Origin of the sequence: Robertmurraya beringensis, assembly GCF_042433785.1 — a bacterium.
Lineage (GTDB): Bacteria > Bacillota > Bacilli > Bacillales > Cytobacillaceae > Robertmurraya_A > Robertmurraya_A beringensis.
In genome coordinates, this window is record NZ_JBHLUU010000015.1 from 76277 (window position 1) to 98882 (window position 22606).

At 38.5% G+C, this 22606-nt stretch carries 26 protein-coding genes and 3 other annotated features; of the genes, 23 read left to right on the forward strand and 3 right to left on the reverse strand.

Annotated features, from left to right (window positions below; all coding sequences use genetic code 11):
• Nucleotides 1–18 precede the first annotated feature (18 nt).
• From mutM to ACFFHF_RS02745, 16 genes are all read left to right on the forward strand, one after another.
• The gene (gene mutM, locus ACFFHF_RS02670; protein WP_160546652.1) at nt 19–846 is read left to right on the forward strand and encodes a DNA-formamidopyrimidine glycosylase; all 828 of its coding nucleotides are present in this window, start codon (nt 19–21) and stop codon (nt 844–846) included.
• 65 nt (nt 847–911) lie between these two features.
• Nucleotides 912–1550: a sporulation membrane protein YtaF gene (ytaF, locus tag ACFFHF_RS02675; RefSeq protein ID WP_160546653.1), complete on the forward strand. Its 639-nt coding sequence runs from the start codon at nt 912–914 to the stop codon at nt 1548–1550.
• A gap of 49 nt (nt 1551–1599) precedes the next feature.
• Nucleotides 1600–2205, forward strand: a complete 606-nt coding sequence (coaE, locus tag ACFFHF_RS02680) for a dephospho-CoA kinase (protein ID WP_160546654.1) — start codon at nt 1600–1602, stop codon at nt 2203–2205.
• A 117-nt stretch (nt 2206–2322) separates the two neighbouring features.
• Nucleotides 2323–3366 (forward strand): glyceraldehyde-3-phosphate dehydrogenase, encoded by a 1044-nt coding sequence (locus tag ACFFHF_RS02685; RefSeq protein ID WP_160546655.1) that lies wholly within the window; start codon nt 2323–2325, stop codon nt 3364–3366.
• A gap of 286 nt (nt 3367–3652) precedes the next feature.
• A complete protein-coding gene (speD, locus tag ACFFHF_RS02690) occupies nt 3653–4033 on the forward strand; it encodes an adenosylmethionine decarboxylase (protein WP_160546656.1) in 381 nt (126 codons plus the stop codon).
• Nucleotides 4034–4175: 142 nt separating this feature from the next.
• The gene (locus ACFFHF_RS02695; RefSeq protein WP_160546657.1) at nt 4176–4580 is read left to right on the forward strand and encodes a hypothetical protein; all 405 of its coding nucleotides are present in this window, start codon (nt 4176–4178) and stop codon (nt 4578–4580) included.
• Between the two features lie 79 nt (nt 4581–4659).
• Nucleotides 4660–5115 carry a transcriptional regulator NrdR gene (nrdR, locus tag ACFFHF_RS02700; protein WP_119709350.1) on the forward strand — a complete coding sequence of 152 codons (456 nt, stop codon included), beginning with the start codon at nt 4660–4662 and terminating at the stop codon, nt 5113–5115.
• Nucleotides 5116–5151: 36 nt separating this feature from the next.
• Nucleotides 5152–6558 carry a replication initiation and membrane attachment family protein gene (locus tag ACFFHF_RS02705; RefSeq protein WP_377057654.1) on the forward strand — a complete coding sequence of 469 codons (1407 nt, stop codon included), beginning with the start codon at nt 5152–5154 and terminating at the stop codon, nt 6556–6558.
• 11 nt (nt 6559–6569) lie between these two features.
• Complete coding sequence (gene dnaI, locus ACFFHF_RS02710) at nt 6570–7508, forward strand: primosomal protein DnaI (RefSeq protein ID WP_340904853.1); 939 nt, start codon at nt 6570–6572, stop codon at nt 7506–7508.
• Between the two features lie 147 nt (nt 7509–7655).
• Nucleotides 7656–8519 carry a sporulation protein YtxC gene (gene ytxC / locus ACFFHF_RS02715; protein WP_160546659.1) on the forward strand — a complete coding sequence of 288 codons (864 nt, stop codon included), beginning with the start codon at nt 7656–7658 and terminating at the stop codon, nt 8517–8519.
• Nucleotides 8520–8585: 66 nt separating this feature from the next.
• Nucleotides 8586–8826: a binding site (T-box leader), on the forward strand.
• Between the two features lie 50 nt (nt 8827–8876).
• Complete coding sequence (thrS, locus tag ACFFHF_RS02720) at nt 8877–10808, forward strand: threonine--tRNA ligase (protein ID WP_160546660.1); 1932 nt, start codon at nt 8877–8879, stop codon at nt 10806–10808.
• Nucleotides 10809–10979: 171 nt separating this feature from the next.
• Nucleotides 10980–11109: a sequence feature (ribosomal protein L20 leader region), on the forward strand.
• A 79-nt stretch (nt 11110–11188) separates the two neighbouring features.
• The gene (infC, locus tag ACFFHF_RS02725; protein WP_119709346.1) at nt 11189–11692 is read left to right on the forward strand and encodes a translation initiation factor IF-3; all 504 of its coding nucleotides are present in this window, start codon (nt 11189–11191) and stop codon (nt 11690–11692) included.
• Nucleotides 11693–11708: 16 nt separating this feature from the next.
• The gene (gene rpmI / locus ACFFHF_RS02730; RefSeq protein ID WP_119709345.1) at nt 11709–11909 is read left to right on the forward strand and encodes a 50S ribosomal protein L35; all 201 of its coding nucleotides are present in this window, start codon (nt 11709–11711) and stop codon (nt 11907–11909) included.
• Between the two features lie 23 nt (nt 11910–11932).
• On the forward strand, nt 11933–12292 hold the full coding sequence (gene rplT / locus ACFFHF_RS02735) for a 50S ribosomal protein L20 (RefSeq protein ID WP_066050323.1): 360 nt from the start codon (nt 11933–11935) through the stop codon (nt 12290–12292).
• A gap of 73 nt (nt 12293–12365) precedes the next feature.
• On the forward strand, nt 12366–12632 hold the full coding sequence (locus ACFFHF_RS02740) for a DUF1294 domain-containing protein (protein WP_160546661.1): 267 nt from the start codon (nt 12366–12368) through the stop codon (nt 12630–12632).
• Between the two features lie 77 nt (nt 12633–12709).
• On the forward strand, nt 12710–13297 hold the full coding sequence (locus ACFFHF_RS02745; protein ID WP_160546662.1) for a TVP38/TMEM64 family protein: 588 nt from the start codon (nt 12710–12712) through the stop codon (nt 13295–13297).
• A 30-nt stretch (nt 13298–13327) separates the two neighbouring features.
• Here the strand turns inward: ACFFHF_RS02745 and ACFFHF_RS02750 are convergent, their stop codons facing one another.
• Nucleotides 13328–13708, reverse strand: coding sequence for a sigma-w pathway protein ysdB (locus ACFFHF_RS02750; protein WP_160546663.1), 381 nt, complete (start codon nt 13706–13708; stop codon nt 13328–13330).
• 133 nt (nt 13709–13841) lie between these two features.
• Between ACFFHF_RS02750 and ACFFHF_RS02755 the strand changes: the two genes are divergently transcribed.
• The gene (locus ACFFHF_RS02755) at nt 13842–14336 is read left to right on the forward strand and encodes a dUTP diphosphatase (RefSeq protein ID WP_377057572.1); all 495 of its coding nucleotides are present in this window, start codon (nt 13842–13844) and stop codon (nt 14334–14336) included.
• Nucleotides 14337–14407: 71 nt separating this feature from the next.
• Nucleotides 14408–15493: a M20/M25/M40 family metallo-hydrolase gene (locus tag ACFFHF_RS02760; RefSeq protein ID WP_160546664.1), complete on the forward strand. Its 1086-nt coding sequence runs from the start codon at nt 14408–14410 to the stop codon at nt 15491–15493.
• Nucleotides 15494–15656: 163 nt separating this feature from the next.
• On the opposite strand, the gene sspI is transcribed toward ACFFHF_RS02760, so the two are convergent.
• Nucleotides 15657–15863, reverse strand: coding sequence for a small acid-soluble spore protein SspI (sspI, locus tag ACFFHF_RS02765; RefSeq protein ID WP_377057573.1), 207 nt, complete (start codon nt 15861–15863; stop codon nt 15657–15659).
• Nucleotides 15864–15980: 117 nt separating this feature from the next.
• Between sspI and ACFFHF_RS02770 the strand changes: the two genes are divergently transcribed.
• From ACFFHF_RS02770 to pheT, 3 genes are all read left to right on the forward strand, one after another.
• On the forward strand, nt 15981–16727 hold the full coding sequence (locus tag ACFFHF_RS02770) for a TrmH family RNA methyltransferase (protein ID WP_160546666.1): 747 nt from the start codon (nt 15981–15983) through the stop codon (nt 16725–16727).
• A gap of 77 nt (nt 16728–16804) precedes the next feature.
• Nucleotides 16805–17052, forward strand: a binding site (T-box leader).
• Between the two features lie 49 nt (nt 17053–17101).
• On the forward strand, nt 17102–18139 hold the full coding sequence (gene pheS / locus ACFFHF_RS02775; RefSeq protein ID WP_160546667.1) for a phenylalanine--tRNA ligase subunit alpha: 1038 nt from the start codon (nt 17102–17104) through the stop codon (nt 18137–18139).
• 13 nt (nt 18140–18152) lie between these two features.
• Nucleotides 18153–20567, forward strand: a complete 2415-nt coding sequence (pheT, locus tag ACFFHF_RS02780) for a phenylalanine--tRNA ligase subunit beta (RefSeq protein ID WP_160546668.1) — start codon at nt 18153–18155, stop codon at nt 20565–20567.
• 36 nt (nt 20568–20603) lie between these two features.
• Here pheT and rnhC read toward each other — a convergent pair whose 3' ends face one another.
• Entirely contained in the window at nt 20604–21542 is a 939-nt protein-coding gene (gene rnhC / locus ACFFHF_RS02785) for a ribonuclease HIII (RefSeq protein ID WP_377057574.1), read from the reverse strand.
• A gap of 108 nt (nt 21543–21650) precedes the next feature.
• Here rnhC and zapA point away from each other — a divergent pair, with 108 nt between their 5' ends.
• Together zapA and ACFFHF_RS02795 are read left to right on the forward strand one after the other, a co-directional pair.
• Nucleotides 21651–21920 (forward strand): cell division protein ZapA, encoded by a 270-nt coding sequence (gene zapA, locus ACFFHF_RS02790; protein ID WP_160546670.1) that lies wholly within the window; start codon nt 21651–21653, stop codon nt 21918–21920.
• Nucleotides 21921–21934: 14 nt separating this feature from the next.
• Nucleotides 21935–22462, forward strand: coding sequence for a CvpA family protein (locus ACFFHF_RS02795; protein ID WP_160546671.1), 528 nt, complete (start codon nt 21935–21937; stop codon nt 22460–22462).
• Nucleotides 22463–22606 lie beyond the last annotated feature (144 nt).

A 22606-nucleotide genomic window follows, 5' to 3' on the forward strand; every position in this document is an offset into this window, starting at 1 on the left:
CAGTAGGGAGGAAGAATATTGCCAGAACTTCCAGAGGTCGAAACGGTTCGACGAACACTTGAAATGCTTATTTTAGATAAAGAAATAAAAAAAGTAACAGTTCTTTGGCCAAAAATTATAAAACATCCTGAAATCGATCAGTTTTGCGATGCTTTAATTGGCGAGAGATTTATTCAGTTAGGGAGAAGAGGGAAATTTCTTATCTTATATACTGAAAAATTTGCGTTAATTTCTCATTTGCGAATGGAAGGTAGATATGCACATTTTGAGGCTGAGGAACCAGTTGCTCTCCATACACATGTGATTTTTACTTTTACCGACGGAACAGAGCTCCGCTACAAAGATGTACGTAAATTTGGAACGATGCACTTATTTGAAAAGGGAAAAGAGTTTGATCAGCCACCTTTATCGACTCTTGGACCTGAACCATTTGATCCGGATTTTACATCATCTTATTTGCAGAAAAGGTTATCCAAAACACAAAGATCAATCAAAACAGCCTTGCTTGACCAAACAGTGGTCGTTGGATTAGGCAATATTTACGTTGATGAAGCTCTATTTCGTTCGAGAATTCATCCCGAGAGAATTGCGAGCTCATTGAAGAAAAAAGAGTGGATCATTCTTTATGAGCAAATAAAGGAAACACTAGGTGAAGCGGTTGAAAAGGGTGGAAGTACGGTCCGATCTTACGTAAATTCTCAAGGACAAATGGGGATGTTTCAGCTTGAATTATTTGTTTACGGTCGGAAAGGTGAAAATTGTAAAGTATGTGGTACACCTCTAGAAAAAATTGTCGTCGGTGGGCGAGGAACCGTATTTTGTCCAAAATGTCAAAAAAAGAAGTAAGTTGAACCTTGGATGGGCTCCTATCATATACTATCCTAGCTTTTTGTTAGGAAGGAGTCTTTCCAATGGTACTATCTGTTCCATTATTACTACTTGCATTAGCAGTTAGCATTGACAGTTTTAGTGTAGGTTTCACTTACGGTCTAAGGAAAATGCGAATTCCTTTTAAGTCAATCGCGGTTATTTCTTTATGCTCTGCAGGAACACTCACTGTAGGGATGATCATTGGTCATTTCATTGAGTCTGTTTTATCACCTGATATTGCTGAGAGTATTGGGGGAATCATACTCATTTTATTAGGGGCTTGGATTCTCGCTCAATTTTTTCGGTCGGAGAAATCCGCCTCATCCATGCTTCCCCATCCAAAAACGATCATTGATTTTGAGATTAAATCTCTTGGGATTGTGATTCAAATATTACGAAAGCCGATGTCAGCAGACTTTGATCAATCGGGTACGATCAATGGGATTGAAGCTTATATGCTGGGTCTAGCCTTATCTTTAGATGCATTTGGTGCAGGAATCGGGGCGGCCATGCTAGACTTTTCTCCAAGCATATTAGGGACTGCTGTGGCATTAATGAGCTTTCTCTTTATTTATGCGGGGTTACAGCTTGGTAAACATTTTTCTGAGAATAGCTGGCTTCAGCGCTTCGCCTTTTTACCTGGGGTATTATTAATCATTATTGGAATATGGAAAATTTGAAAAAAGCCTCCTTTTGTGGAGGCTTTTACGTTAAACGGAGGGGTTGAATATGACTTTAGTCGTTGGATTAACGGGTGGTATTGCTAGTGGGAAAAGCACAGTGGCAAATATGTTTAAAGAAATGGGAATAGAGGTCATTGACGCTGATATAGAAGCAAGAAAGGCCGTTGAGATAGGCGAAGTAGCATACGAACAGATCGTTACATATTTTGGTGAAGATGTTCTGAATGATGATCATACGATTAATCGATCCCGATTAGGTGAAATCATTTTTAATGACAGTGCGAAGAGACAAAAGTTAAATGAAATTGTTCATCCGGATGTAAGAAGAAGGATGAATGAGAAGAAGGAAGCAGCTATTTCGCGAGGAGACCAAGTAGTTGTGTTGGATATTCCACTCTTATTTGAAAGTGGATTAAAGCATATGGTTGATGTAGTTCTGCTTGTTTATGTAGAGAAAGATGTACAGCTGCAGAGATTGATGGAAAGAAATCAGTTAACAAAGCAGGAAGCACTTGCTCGAATTCAATCTCAAATGCCGATTGAAGATAAACGGAAGCTTGCTGATAAAGTGATTAATAATAATGGGTCGATAGACAATACGAAAAAGCAACTGATAGAGCTTCTTGCGGATTGGAAAACCATCACAAATTAATGTGATGGTTTTTTTATTGAAAATAGGTTTTTATATCAACACAATTCGTAACTAATATGTTATACTAATTGTAAATTACGGAAATAAAGTATAACACTTTTCGAGAGGAGCCGTAACATGAAGGCTAGAGTAGCGATTAATGGGTTTGGAAGAATAGGAAGAATGGTTTTCAGAAAGGCAATATGTGATGAAACATTAGAAATAGTAGCCATTAATGCTAGTTATCCTGCGGAAACATTAGCACATTTAATAAAGTATGACACAAATCACGGAAAGTTTGATGGTGAGGTAGTAGCTGAAGATGATTCCTTATTGGTAAATGGAAAAAGGGTGAAGCTGATTAACCATCGTAATCCAGAGGAGCTTCCATGGCATTCACTTAATATTGATATTGTTATCGAGGCAACTGGGAAATTTAATGCGAGAGAGAAAGCGAGTCTCCACTTAGATGCTGGCGCAAAGAAGGTCATATTAACAGCACCTGGAAAAGGAGAAGATATTACCATCGTCATGGGTGTGAATGAGCACGAGTTAAATATTTATGAGCATGATATTATTTCAAATGCGTCTTGTACGACGAACTGTTTAGCTCCTGTTGTAAAAATACTTGAAGATAAGTTTGGCATCATTAATGGGTTAATGACAACCGTGCATGCCTATACAAATGATCAAAAAAACATTGATAATCCGCATAAAGATCTTCGAAGAGCGAGAGCTTGTGGTCAATCGATCATTCCGACAAGCACGGGTGCGGCTAAAGCTCTTTCACTAGTGCTCCCTAATATGAAAGGCAAGCTGCATGGAATGTCATTAAGGGTTCCTACAACCAATGTCTCATTAGTTGATTTAGTAGTTGATTTAAAGCGAGAAGTAACAATAGATGAGGTAAATGATGTATTCGAAACAGCCTCCATGGATGAACTTAAAGGAATACTTGCGATTACAGAAGAGCCACTAGTATCAGTTGATTTTAATACCAATGAACACTCTGCGATTGTCGATGGGTTGTCTACAATGGTTATAGGTGCGAATAAGGTAAAGGTACTCGCATGGTACGACAATGAGTGGGGCTATTCTTGCCGTGTTGTTGATCTAACGAAGCATGTGGCTAATCAACTTTCTTTAGCTTCAGATAATATAAAACGAGTGAGCTCGTTGTAAGGAGACAGTCTTCTGGGAAAACTCTCAGAAGACTGATTTTTTGTGTGCATTTGAAGAAAGGAATTTCCTTTTTCCTCTTTTTTGTAAAGATTTTTTAAATACATTATTGCAAAAAAAAAACAAACAAAGTATACTAGTCATCGTGAACTTCTTGAAATTTGGAATCTATATCTACTTAAAGGGTTAGGACCTCTTTGGACTAACTTTCCCCCGTGGTAGTTATAACCCAAAAAAATAGGGAAATTCAGTTACTGTAGTAAAAATGGTTAAAGGGGGAAATTTGAATATGGAAACTATGGGTCGTCACGTTATTTCTGAGTTATGGGGTTGTGATTTTGAAAAGTTAAATGATATGGAGCAAATTGAGCAAATCTTTGCAGATGCAGCATTAAAATCAGGTGCTGAAATTCGTGAGGTTGCTTTTCATAAATTTGCACCACAAGGTGTGAGTGGAGTGGTAATCATCTCCGAGTCACATTTAACTATTCACAGCTTTCCTGAACATGGCTATGCTAGTATTGATGTGTATACTTGTGGAGACATGGATCCTAATATCGCTGCAGACTATATTGCAGAAGCATTAGGTGCTCAAACTCGTGAGAACATCGAAATTCCTCGTGGAATGGGTCCTGTTCAAGTTAAACAAGCAAAAGCGAAAGTACTATAATCGTAGCTTACTAAACTTATGAAATTCGAGAGGTGTATATTATACACCTCTTTTTAATTTCTCTTTTATTGAAACATTAACATTGCCAGTCCTTTTAGGTTAAAATATATGTACATACATCTTTCGGTTTGGAGGAATCATTATGTCATTTGTAAAACAGGTGTTTAGACAATTTAATAGGCAATGTGAAACAAAAGAGAATCATGTGGAGGAAGAGCTTAGAACGAGATATTATCGTGTAAATCTTCAATCCTTGTTTCAATCTGTAAAAGAAATCCTTGAGAATGATAAGCAAGCAAAAGTGGTAAGTGATTCAATTGACCACGGAGAAATTGCGGTTGAAATCAATCGTGGAAAGAAAATGTTTGCTATTATTACGATCATAACGGTAAAGCCATATGAGACGGCTGTAGATATCAATGTTTCAACCGAACAAACGGTTCTGTTGGGGGCATATCCAAGCTTAAAAGCTGAAATCAAACGTATTTATCAAGAATTAGATAAAAAGCATCCGTATATAGGTGTTGGAAAACACGCAGGAGAATAGAATTACTTGTACAACAATTGAAGTTTTAATAAGATAGTGTTAGATTCAGCAGAATCCATTCTGTTTCGGAGTTGATGTTATGAAATGTCCTGCATGTCAAAATAATCATACTCGTGTTCTCGATTCAAGACCTGTCGATGAAAATAGATCGATTCGCAGAAGAAGAGAGTGTGAGAAATGTTCTTTTCGTTTTACAACCTTTGAGAAGGTAGAAGAAATACCTTTGATTGTCGTAAAAAAGGAAGGAACTAGAGAAGAGTTTAGCCGTGATAAGATTCTACGTGGCCTGATTAAAGCATGTGAAAAAAGACCCGTTGCTTTGCCTGAATTAGAAAAAATCACATCCGATATCGAAAAAGAACTTCGCAGTCATGGAGTATCGGAAATAAAGAGTGAAGCAGTTGGAGAAATGGTTATGGATCGTTTAGCAAAATTAGATGAGGTTGCGTACGTAAGATTTGCCTCTGTATATAGACAATTTAAAGATATAAACGTCTTTATTGAAGAATTGAAGGAATTAATAAAAAAGGATTAGTAGGGAAGTTTGATGTTAAGAGAGGAAATGAAGCCTATGGCTCAGCATTGGCAGGAAATGCTACCTGTGGATCGCTATGAGGTAGCCTCAAATGGGTTGTTATTTGAGTATGATCGAAAGGTGCTGACTCTTTTATATCAGCCATTGATTGGTCCGATAGCATACAGTCTCTATATGACTCTTTGGTCGCAAATAGACGAGAACCGTTTATCTTCGGATGGTAGTTCACATCATGCTCTTATGAACGTGATGGACAGTAATTTAAAACAAATTTACGATGCCCGTCTTAAGTTAGAAGGAATTGGTCTTCTCTCCACGTATGTGCGAACAGAGGAAGGGCTTCGATCATTTGTATATGAAATTACACCTCCCTTAACACCTAGTCAGTTTTTTCTAGACGGTATGCTTAACGTGTATTTGTATCGAAAAGTAGGTAAAAATCAATTTTTAAAACTTAAAAGGTTTTTTAGTGACGAGCATTTCTTGGAAAAAGAAAATGGGTACGAGAATGTTACAAGATCGTTTCAAGAAGTATTTGATTCTGCTGTTCCGGGTAACCCTTCGTCACATCTGGTAGATGACCTAAAACTTGAAGAGCAACGTGTGTACTTCGATCGAGTGAATCCTGAGACAATTAAGGTTGATGAAGCACATTTTGATTTTGACCTGCTATTTGCAGGGCTTTCAGAAAATCTTGTTCCTAAACGTGCAATCAATAAAAAGGTTCGAGAAGCCATTGCGAAACTCTCCTTCCTCTATGGGATTGACCCGATCCAAATGAAAAATATTGTGATTAGTGCAGTTGATGAATCAAGTGAGATACAGATTGATGAACTTAGAAAATCTGCAAGAGATTGGTATCAGCTTAACTTTTCTGACCAACTCCCGTTATTAATAGATAAAATACAACCACTTCCACATGTTACAACAACGGTGGAGCCTAAAACTCAAGAAGAGAAATTGGTTCAATACCTGGAGAAAACGTCTCCTCGACAATTGTTAATTGATATTTCTGGTGGGGGAGAACCATCGAAAAGTGATTTGCAAATTATTGAAGATGTGATGTTTCAACAAAAGCTTCTTCCTGGTGTGGTGAACGTGCTTATACAGTACGTATTATTGAAAACAGATATGAAGTTGACGAAGGCTTATGTGGATAAGATTGCTTCTCATTGGGCGCGTAAAAGGGTCCAGACGGTGTCTGAGGCAATGGAACTTGCCAAAAAAGAACATCGTCAATACTTAGACTGGGCAGAGGGGAAGCAAACAGCAAATCAAACTCCAAAGACTAGTGCTAGAAAAAAGGCCATACGAACAGAAAGCTTACCGGATTGGTTTGATAAAGAGGCTGAGGAAAAACCTATTCAAACAGGCACAGAAAATAATGAACTCGAAGAGAAAAAGCGTGCGTTACAGGAAAGATTAAAAAAATATACAAAGTAGGAGGTGGTTAAATGGAACGAATTAATGATACTTTAAAAAAACTCTCTGCCAGCTCAAATTTTCAGGAACGGTATGAGCGTCAAAAGCGGCAAGTTATGCAGCACCCGGACATTCGAGAATTTATTATTAAGCATAGTGACATCCTTACGAGCCAAATGATTGAAAGAAATTTGTCCAAGCTTTATGAGTATTCGACTCAATGCACGGAATGTACCGAATGTCCGAGCCTTGAGGGCTGTAAAAATATTATGCAGGGGTATCAGCCTCAATTAGTTCTTGTCCGTGGGTCTATTGAGATTCATTACGACCGCTGTCCTAGAAAGGTAATGTCAGACGAGAGAAGAAAAAGTGAGAAGCTCATTCAGAGTATGTATATGCCTAAAGAGATTTTACACGCTCGCTTTGCGGACCTTGACATGTCAGGTGATTACTCAGGTAGAATTGAAGCAATCTCATTAGCAGAGGAGTTTGTAGAAAACTACAATTCAAGTGTAAAGCAAAAGGGACTTTATTTTTACGGTGAGTTCGGAGTTGGCAAGTCATATTTGCTTGGAGCAATTGCTAATGAACTCGCAAAAAAGAAGGTATCTTCTATGATTGTGTACTTCCCAGAGTTGATTAGGGAGTTAAAAGGATCAATTGGTGACTCGACACTCAATGATAAAATTGAAAAAGTGAAACGAGAACCAGTGCTTATGATTGATGATATTGGTGCTGAAACGGTATCAAGTTGGGCGAGAGATGAAGTGCTAGGAACGATTCTTCAATTCCGTATGCTTGAAAATCTGCCTACCTTCTTTACATCGAACTTTAACTTTAACGAGTTAGAGCATCATTTAACGTATAGTCAACGTGGAGAAGAAGAGAAGATGAAAGCAAGAAGACTTCTAGAGAGGATTAGATACCTAGCTCATCCAGTCCAAGTGGATGGTCCAAATAGAAGGAAATAGGAAATAAAAGAGCCAGTGGAAAAAGTCCGCTGGCTCTTATTCTATTTTGACCAAGTTCCCCATATACATGAAAGCAGAGACTGTGAAAAAGAACATGCAGTAGCATGGACATTTCAAACGTTGATTTCACCAAAAGGGGGGATTTGGTTGTTTGAGATCATTTTCCAAAATAAAGAGGATGCGAAAAGATTTCACCAATTGCTAAAGAATCACGCACAATCCTCACACCATTTGAATCATGAGACTCTTCTTATAGAAGATAAACATATAGTAAAATGCGATGGAAAACTGGAAGAAGTGGTTGTGAAAAAAGCATTTGGACAATTTATTCAGGAAATTAAATTAGTGGATTGGTCTCGAGAAATCTTAAAGAATCATTTTTGTTATGATGACGAACATGAACAGGAACAGATATTAGATATTATTACTGCAATTGTTGACGGAAACAGAAGAGAACTCTTATCGTTTGTCGATGTGAACACACTAAATAACTTGGTAGAATCAGCTATTAATGAATTATTCTCACAGCGCTTGTCTTTTTCGTTCGACTCTTTCCAGCGCTTTCGACTGCGTTCCATTACGACTCTTATAGAGAGTGTGGTGGAGGTTGCGATTGATGAGTATAAACTTGAGCAGGAATACCAAATCTTTGTTCATACACTCAGAGAGTTTTTAGCAGAACGGAGTTCAATCAAGAAGGTCATTCATTTAATTGTGTCTGATACGATCACCTTTTTTGATGAACAATTCTTTGAACTAAAAAGAAAAGAAATTTTGCAGCTAATTGATCGAAAACTACTTTCTAATCACCCAGTCTACATTGATAGTGTCACCATTGCACCGTTGCTTTCGATGGCTCCCCAAAGGATTTATTTGTACACTGACGAACCGGAGCAACCTTTGGTTCGAACGATTTGTAATCTTTTTGAGGAAAGAGTAGTGGTGGCAGCCATGAACTTATTTCATGATCGAAAAAGGAAATTCGCCTTTGCGGCTGATGAGAATTTCTAGATAGATACTTGCTTTTCCCTCATGAACAAACTATAATACGTACATAATAAGGTACAACTTCATGATATAAATGTTACGATGAGGACATGAGCGTTTTATTTACGGTTATCAGAGAGGGAAGGCATTGGCTGGAAACTTCCTAACACGAATGAACAGCTTACCACCTCTAAACATCAGCCTTGAACAATTGATTAAGTATGGGCTGACGGCTAAAGTCCGTTATCTATTTATCTAAAGTCACTTTTGATGATTGATTAAAGTGAAAATTAGGGTGGAACCACGTGTTGTTTATAAACTCGTCCCTTTCCGAGGGACGAGTTTTTTTATTTTTATTTTATATTTAGGAGGAAAATGGTTATGTCAAATGTTGTAAAGTTAACGTTCCCAGACGGTGCAGTAAAGGAGTTTCCGCTTGGAACAACAACAGAAGATGTTGCTGCCTCCATTAGCCCAGGGCTTAAAAAGAAGGCATTGGCTGGAAAAGTAGATGGCCAGTTGTATGATCTTAAACGTCCGATTGAGCAAGATGGAGCAATTGAAATTGTCACTCAGGATAGTGCGGATGCACTTGAAATCCTTAGACATAGTAGTGCCCACTTAATGGCACAAGCGATTAAGCGTCTATACAAAAACGTAAAGCTTGGTGTGGGTCCAGTTATTGAAGGTGGATTTTACTACGATGTAGATATTGAGGAATCATTAACACCAGAAGATCTGCCTTTAATTGAAAAAGAAATGAAAAAAATTATTAACGAAAACATTGAGATTGTTCGAAAAGAAGTTAGTCGTGAGGAGGCTGTTCAGCTGTTCAAGGAGATTGGCGATGAATACAAGCTTGAGCTGATTGAAGCCATTCCTGCAGGAGAAACAGTAACTATTTATGAACAAGGGGATTTCTTCGACTTATGTCGTGGAGTTCATGTTCCATCGACAGGGAAATTGAAGGAATTAAAACTTCTGAGTATTGCGGGTGCTTATTGGAGAGGCGATAGCGATAATAAAATGCTTCAACGTATATACGGAACAGCTTTCTTCAAGAAAGAAGACTTGGCTGAACATCTTCGTCTACTGGAAGAAGCAAAAGAGCGTGATCATAGAAAAATAGGAAAAGAATTAAATTTATTTATGAACTCGCAAAAAGTGGGACAAGGTCTGCCAATGTGGTTACCAAAGGGTGCGACCATTCGTCGTATTATCGAGAGATATATCGTGGATAAGGAGTCACGACTTGGTTACGATCACGTGTACACACCTGTGATGGGAAGTGTTGATTTATATAAAACATCAGGGCACTGGGATCACTATCAAGAAGACATGTTCCCAGTTATGGAAATGGATAATGAGCAGCTTGTTCTACGTCCTATGAACTGTCCGCATCATATGATGATCTATAAGCACGGTATTCATAGTTATCGTGAGCTTCCAATTCGTATTGCTGAGCTTGGAACGATGCACCGCTATGAAATGTCTGGCGCACTTTCTGGACTTCAACGTGTACGTGGAATGACGTTAAACGATGCGCATATTTTTGTTCGTCCAGATCAAATCAAGGATGAATTCAAGCGAGTGGTAGGATTGGTATTAGAAGTGTACAAAGATTTTAATATCAATGATTACTCCTTCCGCCTGTCTTACCGTGATCCTGAAGATAAAGAAAAATATTTTGATGATGATCAAATGTGGGAAAAAGCTCAAAGCATGTTAAAAGAAGCGATGGATGACCTCGGGCTAAATTATTTTGAAGCAGAGGGTGAAGCGGCTTTTTATGGTCCAAAGCTTGATGTTCAAGTGAAGACAGCTCTTGGGAAGGAAGAAACCCTATCTACTGTCCAGTTAGACTTCTTGTTGCCAGAACGCTTTGATTTAAGTTATGTGGGTGAGGATGGGAAACAACACCGTCCTGTTGTTATTCACCGTGGGGTCGTTTCAACAATGGAACGATTTGTCGCGTTCTTGATTGAAGAATACAAAGGAGCTTTCCCTACTTGGTTAGCACCTGTACAGGTTCAAGTGATTCCTGTTTCTCCTGACGTTCATTTTGACTATGCAAAGCAAGTGCAAGAACTTCTACAGGCAGAAGGTATTCGCGTCGAAATTGATGATCGTAATGAGAAGATCGGTTACAAGATTCGTGAAGCACAAATGCAAAAAACTCCTTATATGCTAGTCGTTGGTGACAATGAAGTAGCTGAAAAGGCAGTGAATGTACGTAAATATGGGGAGCAAAAATCAGAGGTTGTTTCCTTTGAAACGTTTGTTGAAAACTTAAAAATGGAAGTAAAGCGCTAATGTTTTTCACAGAAGAGGATGTCTAATCATCCTCTTTATGTTTATTTTTTGAAAAGGTATTGCCACAAACGTATATTTTTGATACAATTCATTTCGTTGTGATAATAAGTGTTTCGTTGACATGAATTATTTATTGTGGTATAGTTGCTAAGGTAAATTGAATACGAGTTTGAGATAAAGAAGAAGCACCCGCTTCTCACCTGATTGACGCCAAAGCGCAGTTGGCAGGTTTTACGAAAAGGCTTATTACCGTATGGGTATCGTAAAGTGTGGGTGCATTCATCCGCACTTTTTTTATTTTTCTTATGAAAATGAAATCTTCTTAACCCAAACGTTGTATTCGCATTAAACCTTGGAGGTGTCCAGCTATTAGCAAAGACATGTTGTTGAACGAGGGTATTCGTGCCCGCGAAGTACGTCTAATTGATCAAAATGGCGAACAACTAGGCATTAAATCAAAAATCGAAGCACTTGAGATTGCTACGCGTGTAAATCTTGACGTTGTTCTTGTTGCACCAAACGCGAAACCACCAGTAGCACGTATTATGGACTACGGTAAGTTTAAGTTTGAGCAGCAGAAGAAAGAAAAAGAAGCACGTAAAAATCAAAAAATCATAACCACTAAAGAAGTTCGACTTAGCCCAACCATTGATGAGCATGACTTTAATACAAAGTTACGTAATGCGATTAAATTCTTGGAAAAAGGCGATAAAGTAAAAGCATCGATTCGATTTAAAGGTCGTGCAATTACACATAAAGAGATCGGACAACGTGTTTTAGTCCGCTTTGCAGAAGCTTGTAAAGAAGTAGCAACAGTGGAATCTCATCCGAAAATGGATGGCAGAAGCATGTTTATGACATTAGCACCTAAAAACGACAAGTAATGAGGAGGAATCCCTAATGCCAAAAATGAAAACTCACCGCGGCGCAGCAAAGCGTTTCAAGAGAACAGGATCTGGTAAACTGAAGCGTTCACACGCATACAGAAGCCATTTATTCGCTAACAAATCTACAAAAGCAAAGCGTAAGCTTCGCAAAGGAACTCTAGTTTCTTCAGGCGATTACAAGCGCATTCGTAACTTACTAGTAAATCTTAAGTAATTGCAAATTAGGAGGGAAAACATATGCCACGTGTTAAAGGCGGTACAGTAACTCGCAGACGTCGTAAAAAAGTTATTAAATTAGCAAAAGGTTATTATGGTTCAAAACATACATTATACAAAGTAGCTAACCAACAGGTTATGAAATCTCTAATGTATGCATTCCGTGATCGTCGCCAAAAGAAGCGTGACTTCCGTAAGCTTTGGATCACTCGTATCAATGCAGCAGCTCGTATGAACGGTCTTTCTTATAGCCGTTTAATGCACGGTTTAAGCGTTGCAGGTATCGAAGTAAACCGTAAAATGCTTGCTGAACTTGCAGTAAGCGACGAAAAAGCATTTGCTCAATTAGCTGATGCTGCTAAGCAAAGCCTAGCAAAATAATTGACTTATTAGTCAATAGAAGCCATTCTCTTACAAGAGGGTGGCTTTTTTAAGTCCTTCAAGGAGGTATGGTATGTTTACATATATTTGGATTTATTTATTGGTGATAAATATCGTTAGTTGTACGTTGATGTATGCAGATAAACAGAAGGCTAAGAAAAATGAATTTCGAATTAAAGAGGCGACACTGTGGCAATTTGCCTTTTTTGGAGGAGCCTTAGGCGCATTTATTGGAATGAGGTCCTTTCGTCATAAAACGAAGCATCCTAACTTTAAATGGGGATTGCCTTTTTTGACTGTTCTTCAAATCGGTCTATTGCTTTACTATGTATGGAATTAAGGGAATAGTTGTCATAGAAATGGTCCTGCCTCGATAAGCTGTAATAGACATCAAGAAACTGCTTAAGGGGTGGTCATATGGATGAGGAGTTAGCATTACTGCTTGTCATGTTTCAGGCTGGTGGAGTTTTCACCCCGATAATATTCGTCTTGTTCCATTCGTTACGTCAGTTTTTATTTATTCCAGTAGTCATTATCTGTATTGCAGGTGGAATTCTTTTTGGCACAGTGGCAGGTACGGTATACTCGCTGATTGGGTTAATGATTAGCAGTCTACTGTTTTTTGCTCTCGTGTCTAAGTTTCCGCGAACACAAGAAAAATTGTCTTCGATTCGGAAAAAGTGGTTTGGAGAGTATCGTAATTTAACAGTTAGTCAGATTTCAATTTTACGCCTAGTTCCTTTTGTACACTATCAGCTATTAAATTTTTGTTTAATGGAAAGACACCGTGCTTTTAAAGAGTATTCAAAGGCAGCCTTTATTACGAATCTTCCATTAGCTTTCTTTTACACGGTCTTTGGTCAATTTATTAGTCAATTTACACCGACGATGATTGTTATTATATTGTTTTCTTTATCGATTCTTGTGTATGTTCTAAGAGAGAAGATGACGATTATTAAGTGGAGAGATTTTTTTAAGGAAACAAAGCTAGAGAAGCAGGGATAAAAAAACGTTCAAGGGAAAACCCTTGAACGTTTATTTTTTCATAAATTCATGAATGGGACTTTTCCAGTCAATTTTTGCATTCGGATAAAAAACAGCTACTTCCATCTCGATATTACGGAAATCTTCCTTTGACAAACCATTTAGCGCAGAGGTATTATGTGGCCAAATGAATATCGAAACAACCTCGAAGGTGTGATCGGTTGTACCTAAGTATTTTTCGCCTTCGAAAATAACGCCTTTATAGGTTAAAAGGAAATTCTTACGAACATTTTTTATATCATCGAGTAAAAAGAATTGCTTTTGCTCGTGAGCTAGCTCCAATTTACGCTTTGGGTTTAACACAAATTTGAAGGCGCTGTATATTAAAAATAAGATAAATGCTATTAGAAGCATGCGTAGTAGCCACATCATACTTAAGCCCTCCACTCTTCATTTTTCTTTATATACGTCTTTATTTGAAAAAGGTTTCATTAAATATTGCTTTTAAGTGAATTTTTTTCTTAATTTCATTATGATTAAAGTAATATAAATAGAAAAGAGTGAAATGATGGATTTACGAGAGTTATTTGAAATGCAAAAAGGTTTGGATATACATATCGCAGAAAAACACCAATTACAAACAGATAGTCTTATAAGTAGAAAGGTTCTAGCTTTGTTGGTTGAACTTGGTGAACTAGCAAATGAGACGCGTTGTTTTAAGTTTTGGAGTGTAAAAGGTGCTTCTCCGAAAGAAGTCATTTTAGAGGAATTTGTAGATGGAGTTCATTTTATTTTATCAATTGGTCTTGATTGTGGATTAGAGCGTGATGTACAGGTAGAAGAATTGGTAATAGAAGAGGAAAATGTGACAAATCAGTTTTTATCTATGTATGAAACGGTTCATCGCTTTTCTGCAGAAAGGAGTATGGATACGTATCGTAGCATGCTAGAAAGTTATTTTATTTTAGGCAAGATGCTAGGGTTTACATCAGATGAAATAAAAGAAGCATATATCTCTAAAAATGAAGTAAATTATAAAAGGCAGAAGGAAGGGTACTAACGTATACTTTGTGCAATTAAGTTGTACCTAGTATACTATAAACAGAATACATATTAAGGGAGTCGAAATAAATGACAAAACTTGATGATACTTTAGCGATGCTCAAGGAATTAACAGATGCAAAGGGGATTCCAGGGAATGAGCGTGAGCCAAGAGAAGTGATGAACAAACATATTGCTCCGTATGCGGATGAAGTAACAACTGATGGACTTGGCAGCTTAATTGCGAAAAAAGTGGGAGATGCGAACGGTCCCAAGGTAATGGTTGCGGGTCACTTGGATGAAGTAGGATTTATGATCACGCAAATTGATGATAAAGGGTTCCTACGCTTCCAAACGGTTGGTGGCTGGTGGTCACAGGTTATGTTAGCACAGCGAGTGACGATTGTTACCAGAAAGGGAGATGTGACAGGAGTTATCGGGTCAAAACCACCACATATCTTGTCTCCTGAAGCTAGAAAAAAACCAGTAGAAATTAAAGATATGTTTATTGATATTGGTGCATCAAGTCGTGAGGAAGCAACAGAGTGGGGAGTCCGTCCTGGTGACATGGTCGTTCCATACTTTGAGTTTACTGTGATGAACAATGAAAAGCTTTTATTAGCAAAAGCTTGGGATAATCGGATTGGGTGTGCGATTGCAATTGATGTCTTAAAACAATTAAAGAATGAAGAGCATCCAAATATTGTATACGGAGTTGGAAGTGTACAAGAAGAGGTAGGCTTACGTGGAGCACGTACTTCAGCTGCAGCAATAGAGCCTGATATTGGGTTTGGAGTAGATGTTGGAATTGCTGGTGACACTCCTGGTGTGTCGGAGAAGGAAGCGCAAAGTAAAATGGGCAAAGGACCTCAAATCATTTTGTATGACGCAAGTATGGTGTCTCACAAAGGATTAAGAGATTTAGTAACGGATACAGCGGATGAACTTGGAATTCCATATCAATTCGATGCAATCGCTGGAGGTGGCACGGATGCGGGTTCCATCCATATATCTCATAAAGGAGTCCCTTCATTAGCCATTACGATTGCAACTCGCTACATCCATTCACATGCAGCAATGCTGCACCGTGATGACTACGAAAACGCAGTTAAGCTAATCGTTGAAGTCATCAAACGTCTAGACCGTGAAACAGTAGACCGTATTACTCTCGAATAGAGACCAAACAAAGACAGCATGCCAAGGCATGCTGTCTTTGTTTGGCTAATCGGGCACAAGTGTCCACCTCAGGCGGACAAAACCACCCCAACTGTCCACGGGTGGTGTCTGTCACCTTCCGTGGACAAACCAAAGAATTTGTCCACGAGCGGTGACAGACACCCTATTTTAGGCCGGTTTCTAGGGTTTGGAGCATTTCGTTTTTTTCTTGGTCGGATGCATTTTTCCAGATGACTTCAAAAAGTACTCCTAAACCTGGAAGCATTTTTTCTTCGCCGTTTTGAATGGCGTCTACGATCGTGTCTCGTAGCTCGTCTTGTGTATTTCCTGATACATTATGAATAACTGCATTTCTTAAGTTAAGATTCATTTTTTACCCACTCCTTCTTCATTTTCTTTAATATGTTTTCTATTTTTGTTATTATTATGTACTTAAGTTACGCTATAATTAGAAAACCCGAGAAAAAAGGAAAGAAGGGGTTTTACCTTGAAGCATATTCACTCGAGTAGTAACCCAAAGGTGAAGCAATGGAAGAAACTATTAACGAAAAAGGAAAGAGATAAAACAGGCCTATTTTTAGTCGAAGGGTTCCATCTAGTGGAGGAAGCGCTAAAAGCAGGTCGATTAGAAGAAATCATTGTACAAGAAGATATTGAACTCCCTTCAAGTTTTGATTACGGGGCAACTTCAATTACCACTGTACCTGCAGATATTATTAAGCTATTGGCTGAAACAGATACACCACAAGGCATTTTTGCAGTATGTCATCAAGAAAAGTCATCCCGTACAGAAGGAACATCTTATCTTTTAATTGATGCTGTCCAAGACCCTGGAAATTTAGGAACAATGATTCGTACGGCAGATGCTGCCGGTGTGGACGTTGTGGTGATTGGAAATGGAAGTGTGGATATGTATAATTCCAAGGTGCTTAGGTCTGCCCAAGGAAGCCATTTTCATCTTCCAGTTATTAAAGGTGATATCTCTGCTTGGACAAGCGATCTTCTTGACCGAGGAATCCCTGTTTATGGGACAGCATTGGAGAATGCCGAACCGTTCCATCAAATACAATCACCTGGATCCTATGCCTTAATCGTCGGAAATGAAGGGAACGGGGTAAGTAAAGAGCTATTAAGTAAAACGACAGCTAATCTTTTTATTCCGATTCATGGAAAAAGTGAGTCATTAAATGTTGCAGTAGCAGCAGGAATTTTGTTATATTACTTACGTGGATAAAATAGGCACATAGCCTCCCGAAAATGGGTTTGAAATAAGTAAGAAAGTATACTATAATAACAGCAAAAATTACATACTAAAAAACGATGACGGAGAAAAGTAGTTTGCTACCATCTATGTTAGGGAGAAAATGCCTTAGACTGAAAGCATTTTTATAGAAAAAGTAAACGAAGTTCACCTCCCGAGTTGGCATCGGGACCATTTCTTTAAGAAGTGTAAAGATGCACCGGTTTAAAGCCGTTATCAACAATGAAGTGAATGTAGGAGAAAGAATGTCTACATTAATTAAGGGTGGTACCGCGAATAATGAAACCTCGTCCCTTTTCAGGGATGAGGTTTTTTATTTTGTCTAAAAATCATAAGGAGGAAAGAACATGGAGCAACGCTTAGTAGAGCTTCAGCAAGAAGCGCTTGAAGGAATAAAGAAAGCGACTGATTTAAAAGAATTAAATGATATTCGTGTATCTTATCTAGGGAAAAAAGGTCCCATTACTGAGGTATTAAAAGGGATGGGGAAGCTAAGTGCTGAGGAACGTCCTAAAATGGGGGCATTGGCGAACGAGGTAAGAGACGTTATTGCAAAAGCAATTGAAGAAAAACAAGCAGTTATGGAAGAAGAAGAGGTGACTAAAAAGCTTGCCTCCGAAACCATTGATGTAACACTTCCAGGAAGACCGGTAAAAACAGGAAACCATCACCCACTAACAAGAATCATTGAAGAAATCGAAGACCTCTTTATTGGTATGGGCTACACGATTGCAGAAGGTCCTGAAGTAGAAAGTGATTACTATAACTTTGAGGCTTTAAATTTACCAAAAGGTCATCCAGCTCGTGATATGCAAGATTCCTTTTATATTACGGAAGAAATCCTTCTTCGTACACACACATCGCCAATGCAAGCAAGAACGATGGAAAAGAAAGAAGGAAAGGGACCTATTAAAATTATCTGCCCAGGAAAAGTTTATCGCCGTGATAATGACGACGCAACGCATTCCCATCAATTCATGCAGATCGAGGGTCTTGTGGTAGGAGAAAACATCCAAATGAGTGACCTGAAAGGGACACTAGATGTATTTGCGAAAAAAATCTTTGGTGAAGACCGTGAGATTCGCTTACGTCCTAGCTTCTTCCCATTCACAGAACCTTCTGTTGAGATGGATATCTCTTGCAAAATTTGTAACGGAAAAGGATGTAGCGTTTGTAAAGGAACGGGTTGGATTGAAATTCTTGGAGCTGGAATGGTGCATCCAAACGTACTTGAAATGGCTGGCTATGATTCAAAAAAATATACTGGCTTTGCATTCGGGATGGGGCCTGAGAGAATTGCCATGCTGAAATACGGCGTGGATGATATTCGTCATTACTATACAAACGATGTACGTTTCTTAAAGCAATTTTCGATACACGAATAGGAGGATAACAAGAATGTTTGTTTCTTATAAATGGCTTCAAGAATACGTGGACCTTTCTGGTGTCACAGCTTCTGAACTAGCCGATAAAATTACAAAAAGTGGGATAGAAGTGGAAGGCGTTGAGATTCTTAATGAAGGAATGAAAGGACTCGTCGTCGGTCATGTGTTAGAACGTGAACAACATCCAAATGCCGATAAGCTAAACAAATGTTTAGTAGATGTTGGAGAAGGAGAGCCCGTTCAAATCATCTGTGGCGCTCCGAATGTAGATAAAGGGCAACATGTGATTGTGGCAAAGGTGGGAGCGGTTCTCCCAGGAAACTTCAAGATTAAAAAAGCAAAGCTTCGCGGCGAAGAGTCAAATGGAATGATCTGTTCCTTGCAGGAGCTAGGGGTAGAAAGCAAGCTTGTTGCCAAGGAATTCTCTGAAGGGATATTCGTATTCCCGAATGAGGCAACAGTTGGGGACGATGCACTTGAACTGTTAAATCGTGATGATCAAATTTTAGAGCTAGGTTTAACTCCAAACCGAGCGGATTGCCTAAGCATGCTAGGTGTAGCATATGAGGTTGCGGCTATTCTAGGAAAAGAAGTAAAGCTTCCAAAGCCTGAGGTTTCATCCATTAGCGAAAAGGCTAGCGAATATATCTCTGTTACTGTGGATGCTCCAGAAGATAATCCACTTTACGTTGCAAAAGTGATTAAAAATGTAAAGGTTGGACCTTCTCCATTATGGATGCAAACGCGTCTGATGGCTGCAGGAGTACGTCCTCATAATAATGTTGTCGATATAACGAATTACATTTTAATGGAATACGGTCAACCGCTACATGCCTTTGACTATGATCGTCTTGGTTCAAAAGAGATCGTTGTACGCCGTGCGCATCAAGGGGAAACGATTACTACGCTTGATGATGCCAAACGTACATTAACAACAGACCATCTGGTAATTACAAACGGAAATGAGCCGGTTGCATTAGCAGGAGTTATGGGTGGAGCAAACTCTGAGGTAGAAACAACAACGACAACCGTATTATTAGAGTCTGCATATTTTGTAGGAGCACCCATTCGTAAAGCTTCAAAGGATCATGGATTGCGCAGTGAAGCAAGTGCACGCTATGAAAAAGGCGTGGATCCGAATCGTGTTAGAGCAGCAGCAGAACGAGCGGCTGAGCTATTAGCACTGTATGCAAACGGAGAAGTATTAGAAGGATCTGTTGAGGCAGATGCGCTTAAGGTGGAGCCTGCGGTTGTTTCGATTACATTAGATAAAATCAATGGTGTCCTTGGTACCGAAATATCCATGGATGAGGTGAAAAATATTTTTGCCCGTCTACAATTTACTACGAAGGTGGAAGGAAACGAAATTACAGTAACCGTACCTACTCGTCGTGGTGATATTACGATTGAGGAAGATTTAGTTGAAGAAGTTGGAAGAATTTACGGCTACGACTATATCCCTAAAACTCTTCCAAAGGGTGCTTCTACGCCAGGGAATTTAAGTGATTACCAGAAAAAACGTAGAATTGTCCGTCGCTACTTAGAAAGTGCTGGATTATTTCAAGCAGTCACTTATTCTTTGACGAATGAAGGAAAAGCCTCTCAATTTGCATTAGATAAGCGTGAACCTGTTAAACTTGCGATGCCGATGAGTGAAGACCGTAGTGTATTACGTCTGAGCATTTTGCCACAGTTACTAGAGGTCGTAAAATACAATTCTGCTCGTCAAAATGATAGCATTGCATTATATGAAACAGGGGCCGTGTTCTTATCGACTGAACAAGATAAGCTTCCAGAGGAGAAGGAACATTTGGCAGCAGCAATTACTGGCTTATGGTATCAGCACCCATGGCAAGGGGAAAAGAAAGCTGTTGATTACTATGTTCTTAAAGGTGTGCTAGAAGGGTTACTTGCTCGCTTAGGGTTGACAGGTAGAGTGGAGTTCCGTCAAGCAACCGTGGAAGGAATGCATCCAGGAAGAACCGCTGATCTTCTTTTAGATAAGGAGAGAATTGGTTTTGTCGGACAAATCCATCCGAACGTTCAAAAAGAACTAGATTTGAAAGATACGTATGTATTTGAACTATCTTTAAAGGCTTTACTAGAGGCAGAAATTGCTCCGTTACAATACGAATCAATTCCTCGTTACCCATCTATTACGCGTGATATCGCATTGGTTGTTAACAAGGAAGTGGTTGCTGGTCAGCTTTCTGACATTATTGCAAAAGCTGGTGGCAGCTTACTGAAGGAAGTTTCTGTGTTTGATCTATATGAAGGAGATCGCATGGAAGAAGGTAAGAAATCCATTGCGTTTTCATTAAGATATTTTGATCCAGAAAAAACACTAACTGACGAAGAAGTAACAAAGGCTCACGAAAAGGTACTAGATGCTTTGAAGGATCAGGCTGGAGCAGTTTTAAGAGGATAAAATAGAAAAGGAGCATCCAATGGAATGCTCCTTTTTTTATTGTTTTTTCGTAATCAGTTTCCATGCTTTTTCTGTATTAGCAAAATGTAGTTTAACAAAATGTGGAAGGCTTTCTTTTCCCTTTGCTTTAATCAATTTAGCTGCGGCTACGTCTACTTGGGCACCTGCTCCTTTTGGAATGACAAATCCAGCCTCCTTTGAAAGATTTTCAAAGTGCTGAACAAATGCATAACGAGCTAGAATGGATGCGGCTGCAACAGCTAAGTGAACACTTTCTCCTTTTGTTGAGAAAAAAACATTTTCACGGTGAATGACTTTTTGCCCCTTAAGATACTGATAATACACATCTTCTTTTGCAAACTGATCGATTAAGATGGCATCAGGCTTTTCTGGTGCAATTTTATTCAGTACATGTCCAATGGCTTGGTTATGCAACAGCGCTTTTAACTTTCCTTGTGACATTCCAGACTGCTGAAGCTGATTGTATTTTTCATTATGTAAAGTTAATAGGCTATAAGGAATCACATGCTTAATTTCCTTTGCAATCGCTGAAATTTGCTCATCCTTTAGACCTTTTGAATCCTTTACGCCCAGCTCTCTTAATAGGGGAATATGCTGTTTATTAACATACGTTGCAACGACGGTAATGGGCCCAAAGTAATCGCCAGTACCAACCTCGTCTGATCCAACAACAGAAAGAGACTCAAAATGCTCAGGTAGATGACTTTTATTTGGTGAAGGTTTCGGAGTTTTTTTGTTTGGAGGTTGATCCGCAGCACCCCATTTCTTTGCTTCCATCTCACATGAAGGACCTTGAAAAAGCACTTTACCTGATTTATATGCGGTTATGGAGCAACCGGATAATTTTGCTGCAAAAACTCCACCGGGTGGGATTTTAGGTGAAATGCTTTGTTGATAGTATTCCTGCATCTTCTTTATTTGTTCCCCAGACTGTTTTAATACAACTTGACTCATTTTACACTCTCCAATAAAAATACATATTTTTCCTTGATTCGTCTGATTTAGACATTCTTAACTTCCCACTCAAATAATATTCATGTTATGATATAGTGTAGGATTCTTATGAATGGGGGCAATGCTGTGTCTGAAGCAGAAAAGAAGCGCACAACAGTTGAAATATACGGGCAACAGTATGTAATTGTAGGTAATGAAAGTGTTGAACATGTTCGATTGGTTGCCTCTTTGGTAAACAATAAAATGCGCGAAATCGGTCAGAAGAATCCCTCACTCGATAGTACAAAGCTTGCAGTTCTTACAGCAGTAAATGCTGTAAATGATTATCTGAAAATAAAGGATCATCTTGACCGCTTAGAAAGTGAACTAAAGAAGTAAAGGATTGAACGAATATGCTAAATATTGCCATTATCATTATATTATTAATAGGATTACTTGTTGGACTTCGTAGAGGGTTTATCCTTCAATTTATTCATCTTACTGGCTTCATTATCGCATTTATTGTTGCAAAGGTCTATTATTCCGAACTTGCTCCTAAATTAACCCTTTGGATTCCATATCCAAGCTTCGGTGATGCATCAAATTTACAAATCATCTTTTCAGAAGGAAATATGGAGGATGCATATTACCGTGGAATTGCTTTTGTAGCTATTTTCTTTGCAGTTAAGATTATTCTACAAATAATTGGAAGTATGCTAGATTTTGTTTCCAATCTACCAATTTTAAAGACTTTTAATCGTTGGGCTGGAGGTATACTTGGATTTTTAGAGGTCTATTTACTTCTGTTTATCATTTTATACATAGCAGCACTTCTACCAATTGAAGCCGTGCAATCTCCTTTAGCTAGTTCTTCTGTGGCAAAGGGGATAGTTGAAAATACCCCATTTTTATCTGATTTTGTGAAAGAGCTTTGGGGATAACTTATTATTACTTCTCTTTTTTAAGAGAAGTTTTATTTTGTTTTTTCTTAAAAACTTTTTGGATTCCAATACGTACATAATACATAGTAGGATTTCAAATATCTAAATGATTGGTGAAATAGAAGTGAATCATTCATAATGGGA

Bases quoted from the DNA above. Each gene is read 5' to 3' on its own strand.
- ACFFHF_RS02760 (WP_160546664.1), top strand. From the start codon at position 14,408: ATGACAAAACTTGATGATACTTTAGCGATGCTCAAGGAATTAACAGAT.
- rplT (WP_066050323.1), top strand. From the start codon at position 11,933: ATGCCACGTGTTAAAGGCGGTACAGTAACTCGCAGACGTCGTAAAAAA.
- nrdR (WP_119709350.1), top strand. From the start codon at position 4,660: ATGAAATGTCCTGCATGTCAAAATAATCATACTCGTGTTCTCGATTCA.
- sspI (WP_377057573.1), bottom strand. From the start codon at position 15,863: ATGAATCTTAACTTAAGAAATGCAGTTATTCATAATGTATCAGGAAAT.
- zapA (WP_160546670.1), top strand. From the start codon at position 21,651: ATGAATGGGGGCAATGCTGTGTCTGAAGCAGAAAAGAAGCGCACAACA.
- ACFFHF_RS02750 (WP_160546663.1), bottom strand. From the start codon at position 13,708: ATGATGTGGCTACTACGCATGCTTCTAATAGCATTTATCTTATTTTTA.
- rpmI (WP_119709345.1), top strand. From the start codon at position 11,709: ATGCCAAAAATGAAAACTCACCGCGGCGCAGCAAAGCGTTTCAAGAGA.
- ACFFHF_RS02685 (WP_160546655.1), top strand. From the start codon at position 2,323: ATGAAGGCTAGAGTAGCGATTAATGGGTTTGGAAGAATAGGAAGAATG.
- ytaF (WP_160546653.1), top strand. From the start codon at position 912: ATGGTACTATCTGTTCCATTATTACTACTTGCATTAGCAGTTAGCATT.
- thrS (WP_160546660.1), top strand. From the start codon at position 8,877: ATGTCAAATGTTGTAAAGTTAACGTTCCCAGACGGTGCAGTAAAGGAG.
- ACFFHF_RS02695 (WP_160546657.1), top strand. From the start codon at position 4,176: ATGTCATTTGTAAAACAGGTGTTTAGACAATTTAATAGGCAATGTGAA.
- infC (WP_119709346.1), top strand. From the start codon at position 11,189: ATGTTGTTGAACGAGGGTATTCGTGCCCGCGAAGTACGTCTAATTGAT.
- pheT (WP_160546668.1), top strand. From the start codon at position 18,153: ATGTTTGTTTCTTATAAATGGCTTCAAGAATACGTGGACCTTTCTGGT.
- ACFFHF_RS02705 (WP_377057654.1), top strand. From the start codon at position 5,152: ATGGCTCAGCATTGGCAGGAAATGCTACCTGTGGATCGCTATGAGGTA.
- ACFFHF_RS02755 (WP_377057572.1), top strand. From the start codon at position 13,842: ATGATGGATTTACGAGAGTTATTTGAAATGCAAAAAGGTTTGGATATA.
- ACFFHF_RS02740 (WP_160546661.1), top strand. From the start codon at position 12,366: ATGTTTACATATATTTGGATTTATTTATTGGTGATAAATATCGTTAGT.
- dnaI (WP_340904853.1), top strand. From the start codon at position 6,570: ATGGAACGAATTAATGATACTTTAAAAAAACTCTCTGCCAGCTCAAAT.
- pheS (WP_160546667.1), top strand. From the start codon at position 17,102: ATGGAGCAACGCTTAGTAGAGCTTCAGCAAGAAGCGCTTGAAGGAATA.
- ACFFHF_RS02745 (WP_160546662.1), top strand. From the start codon at position 12,710: ATGGATGAGGAGTTAGCATTACTGCTTGTCATGTTTCAGGCTGGTGGA.
- rnhC (WP_377057574.1), bottom strand. From the start codon at position 21,542: ATGAGTCAAGTTGTATTAAAACAGTCTGGGGAACAAATAAAGAAGATG.
- speD (WP_160546656.1), top strand. From the start codon at position 3,653: ATGGAAACTATGGGTCGTCACGTTATTTCTGAGTTATGGGGTTGTGAT.
- coaE (WP_160546654.1), top strand. From the start codon at position 1,600: ATGACTTTAGTCGTTGGATTAACGGGTGGTATTGCTAGTGGGAAAAGC.
- ACFFHF_RS02795 (WP_160546671.1), top strand. From the start codon at position 21,935: ATGCTAAATATTGCCATTATCATTATATTATTAATAGGATTACTTGTT.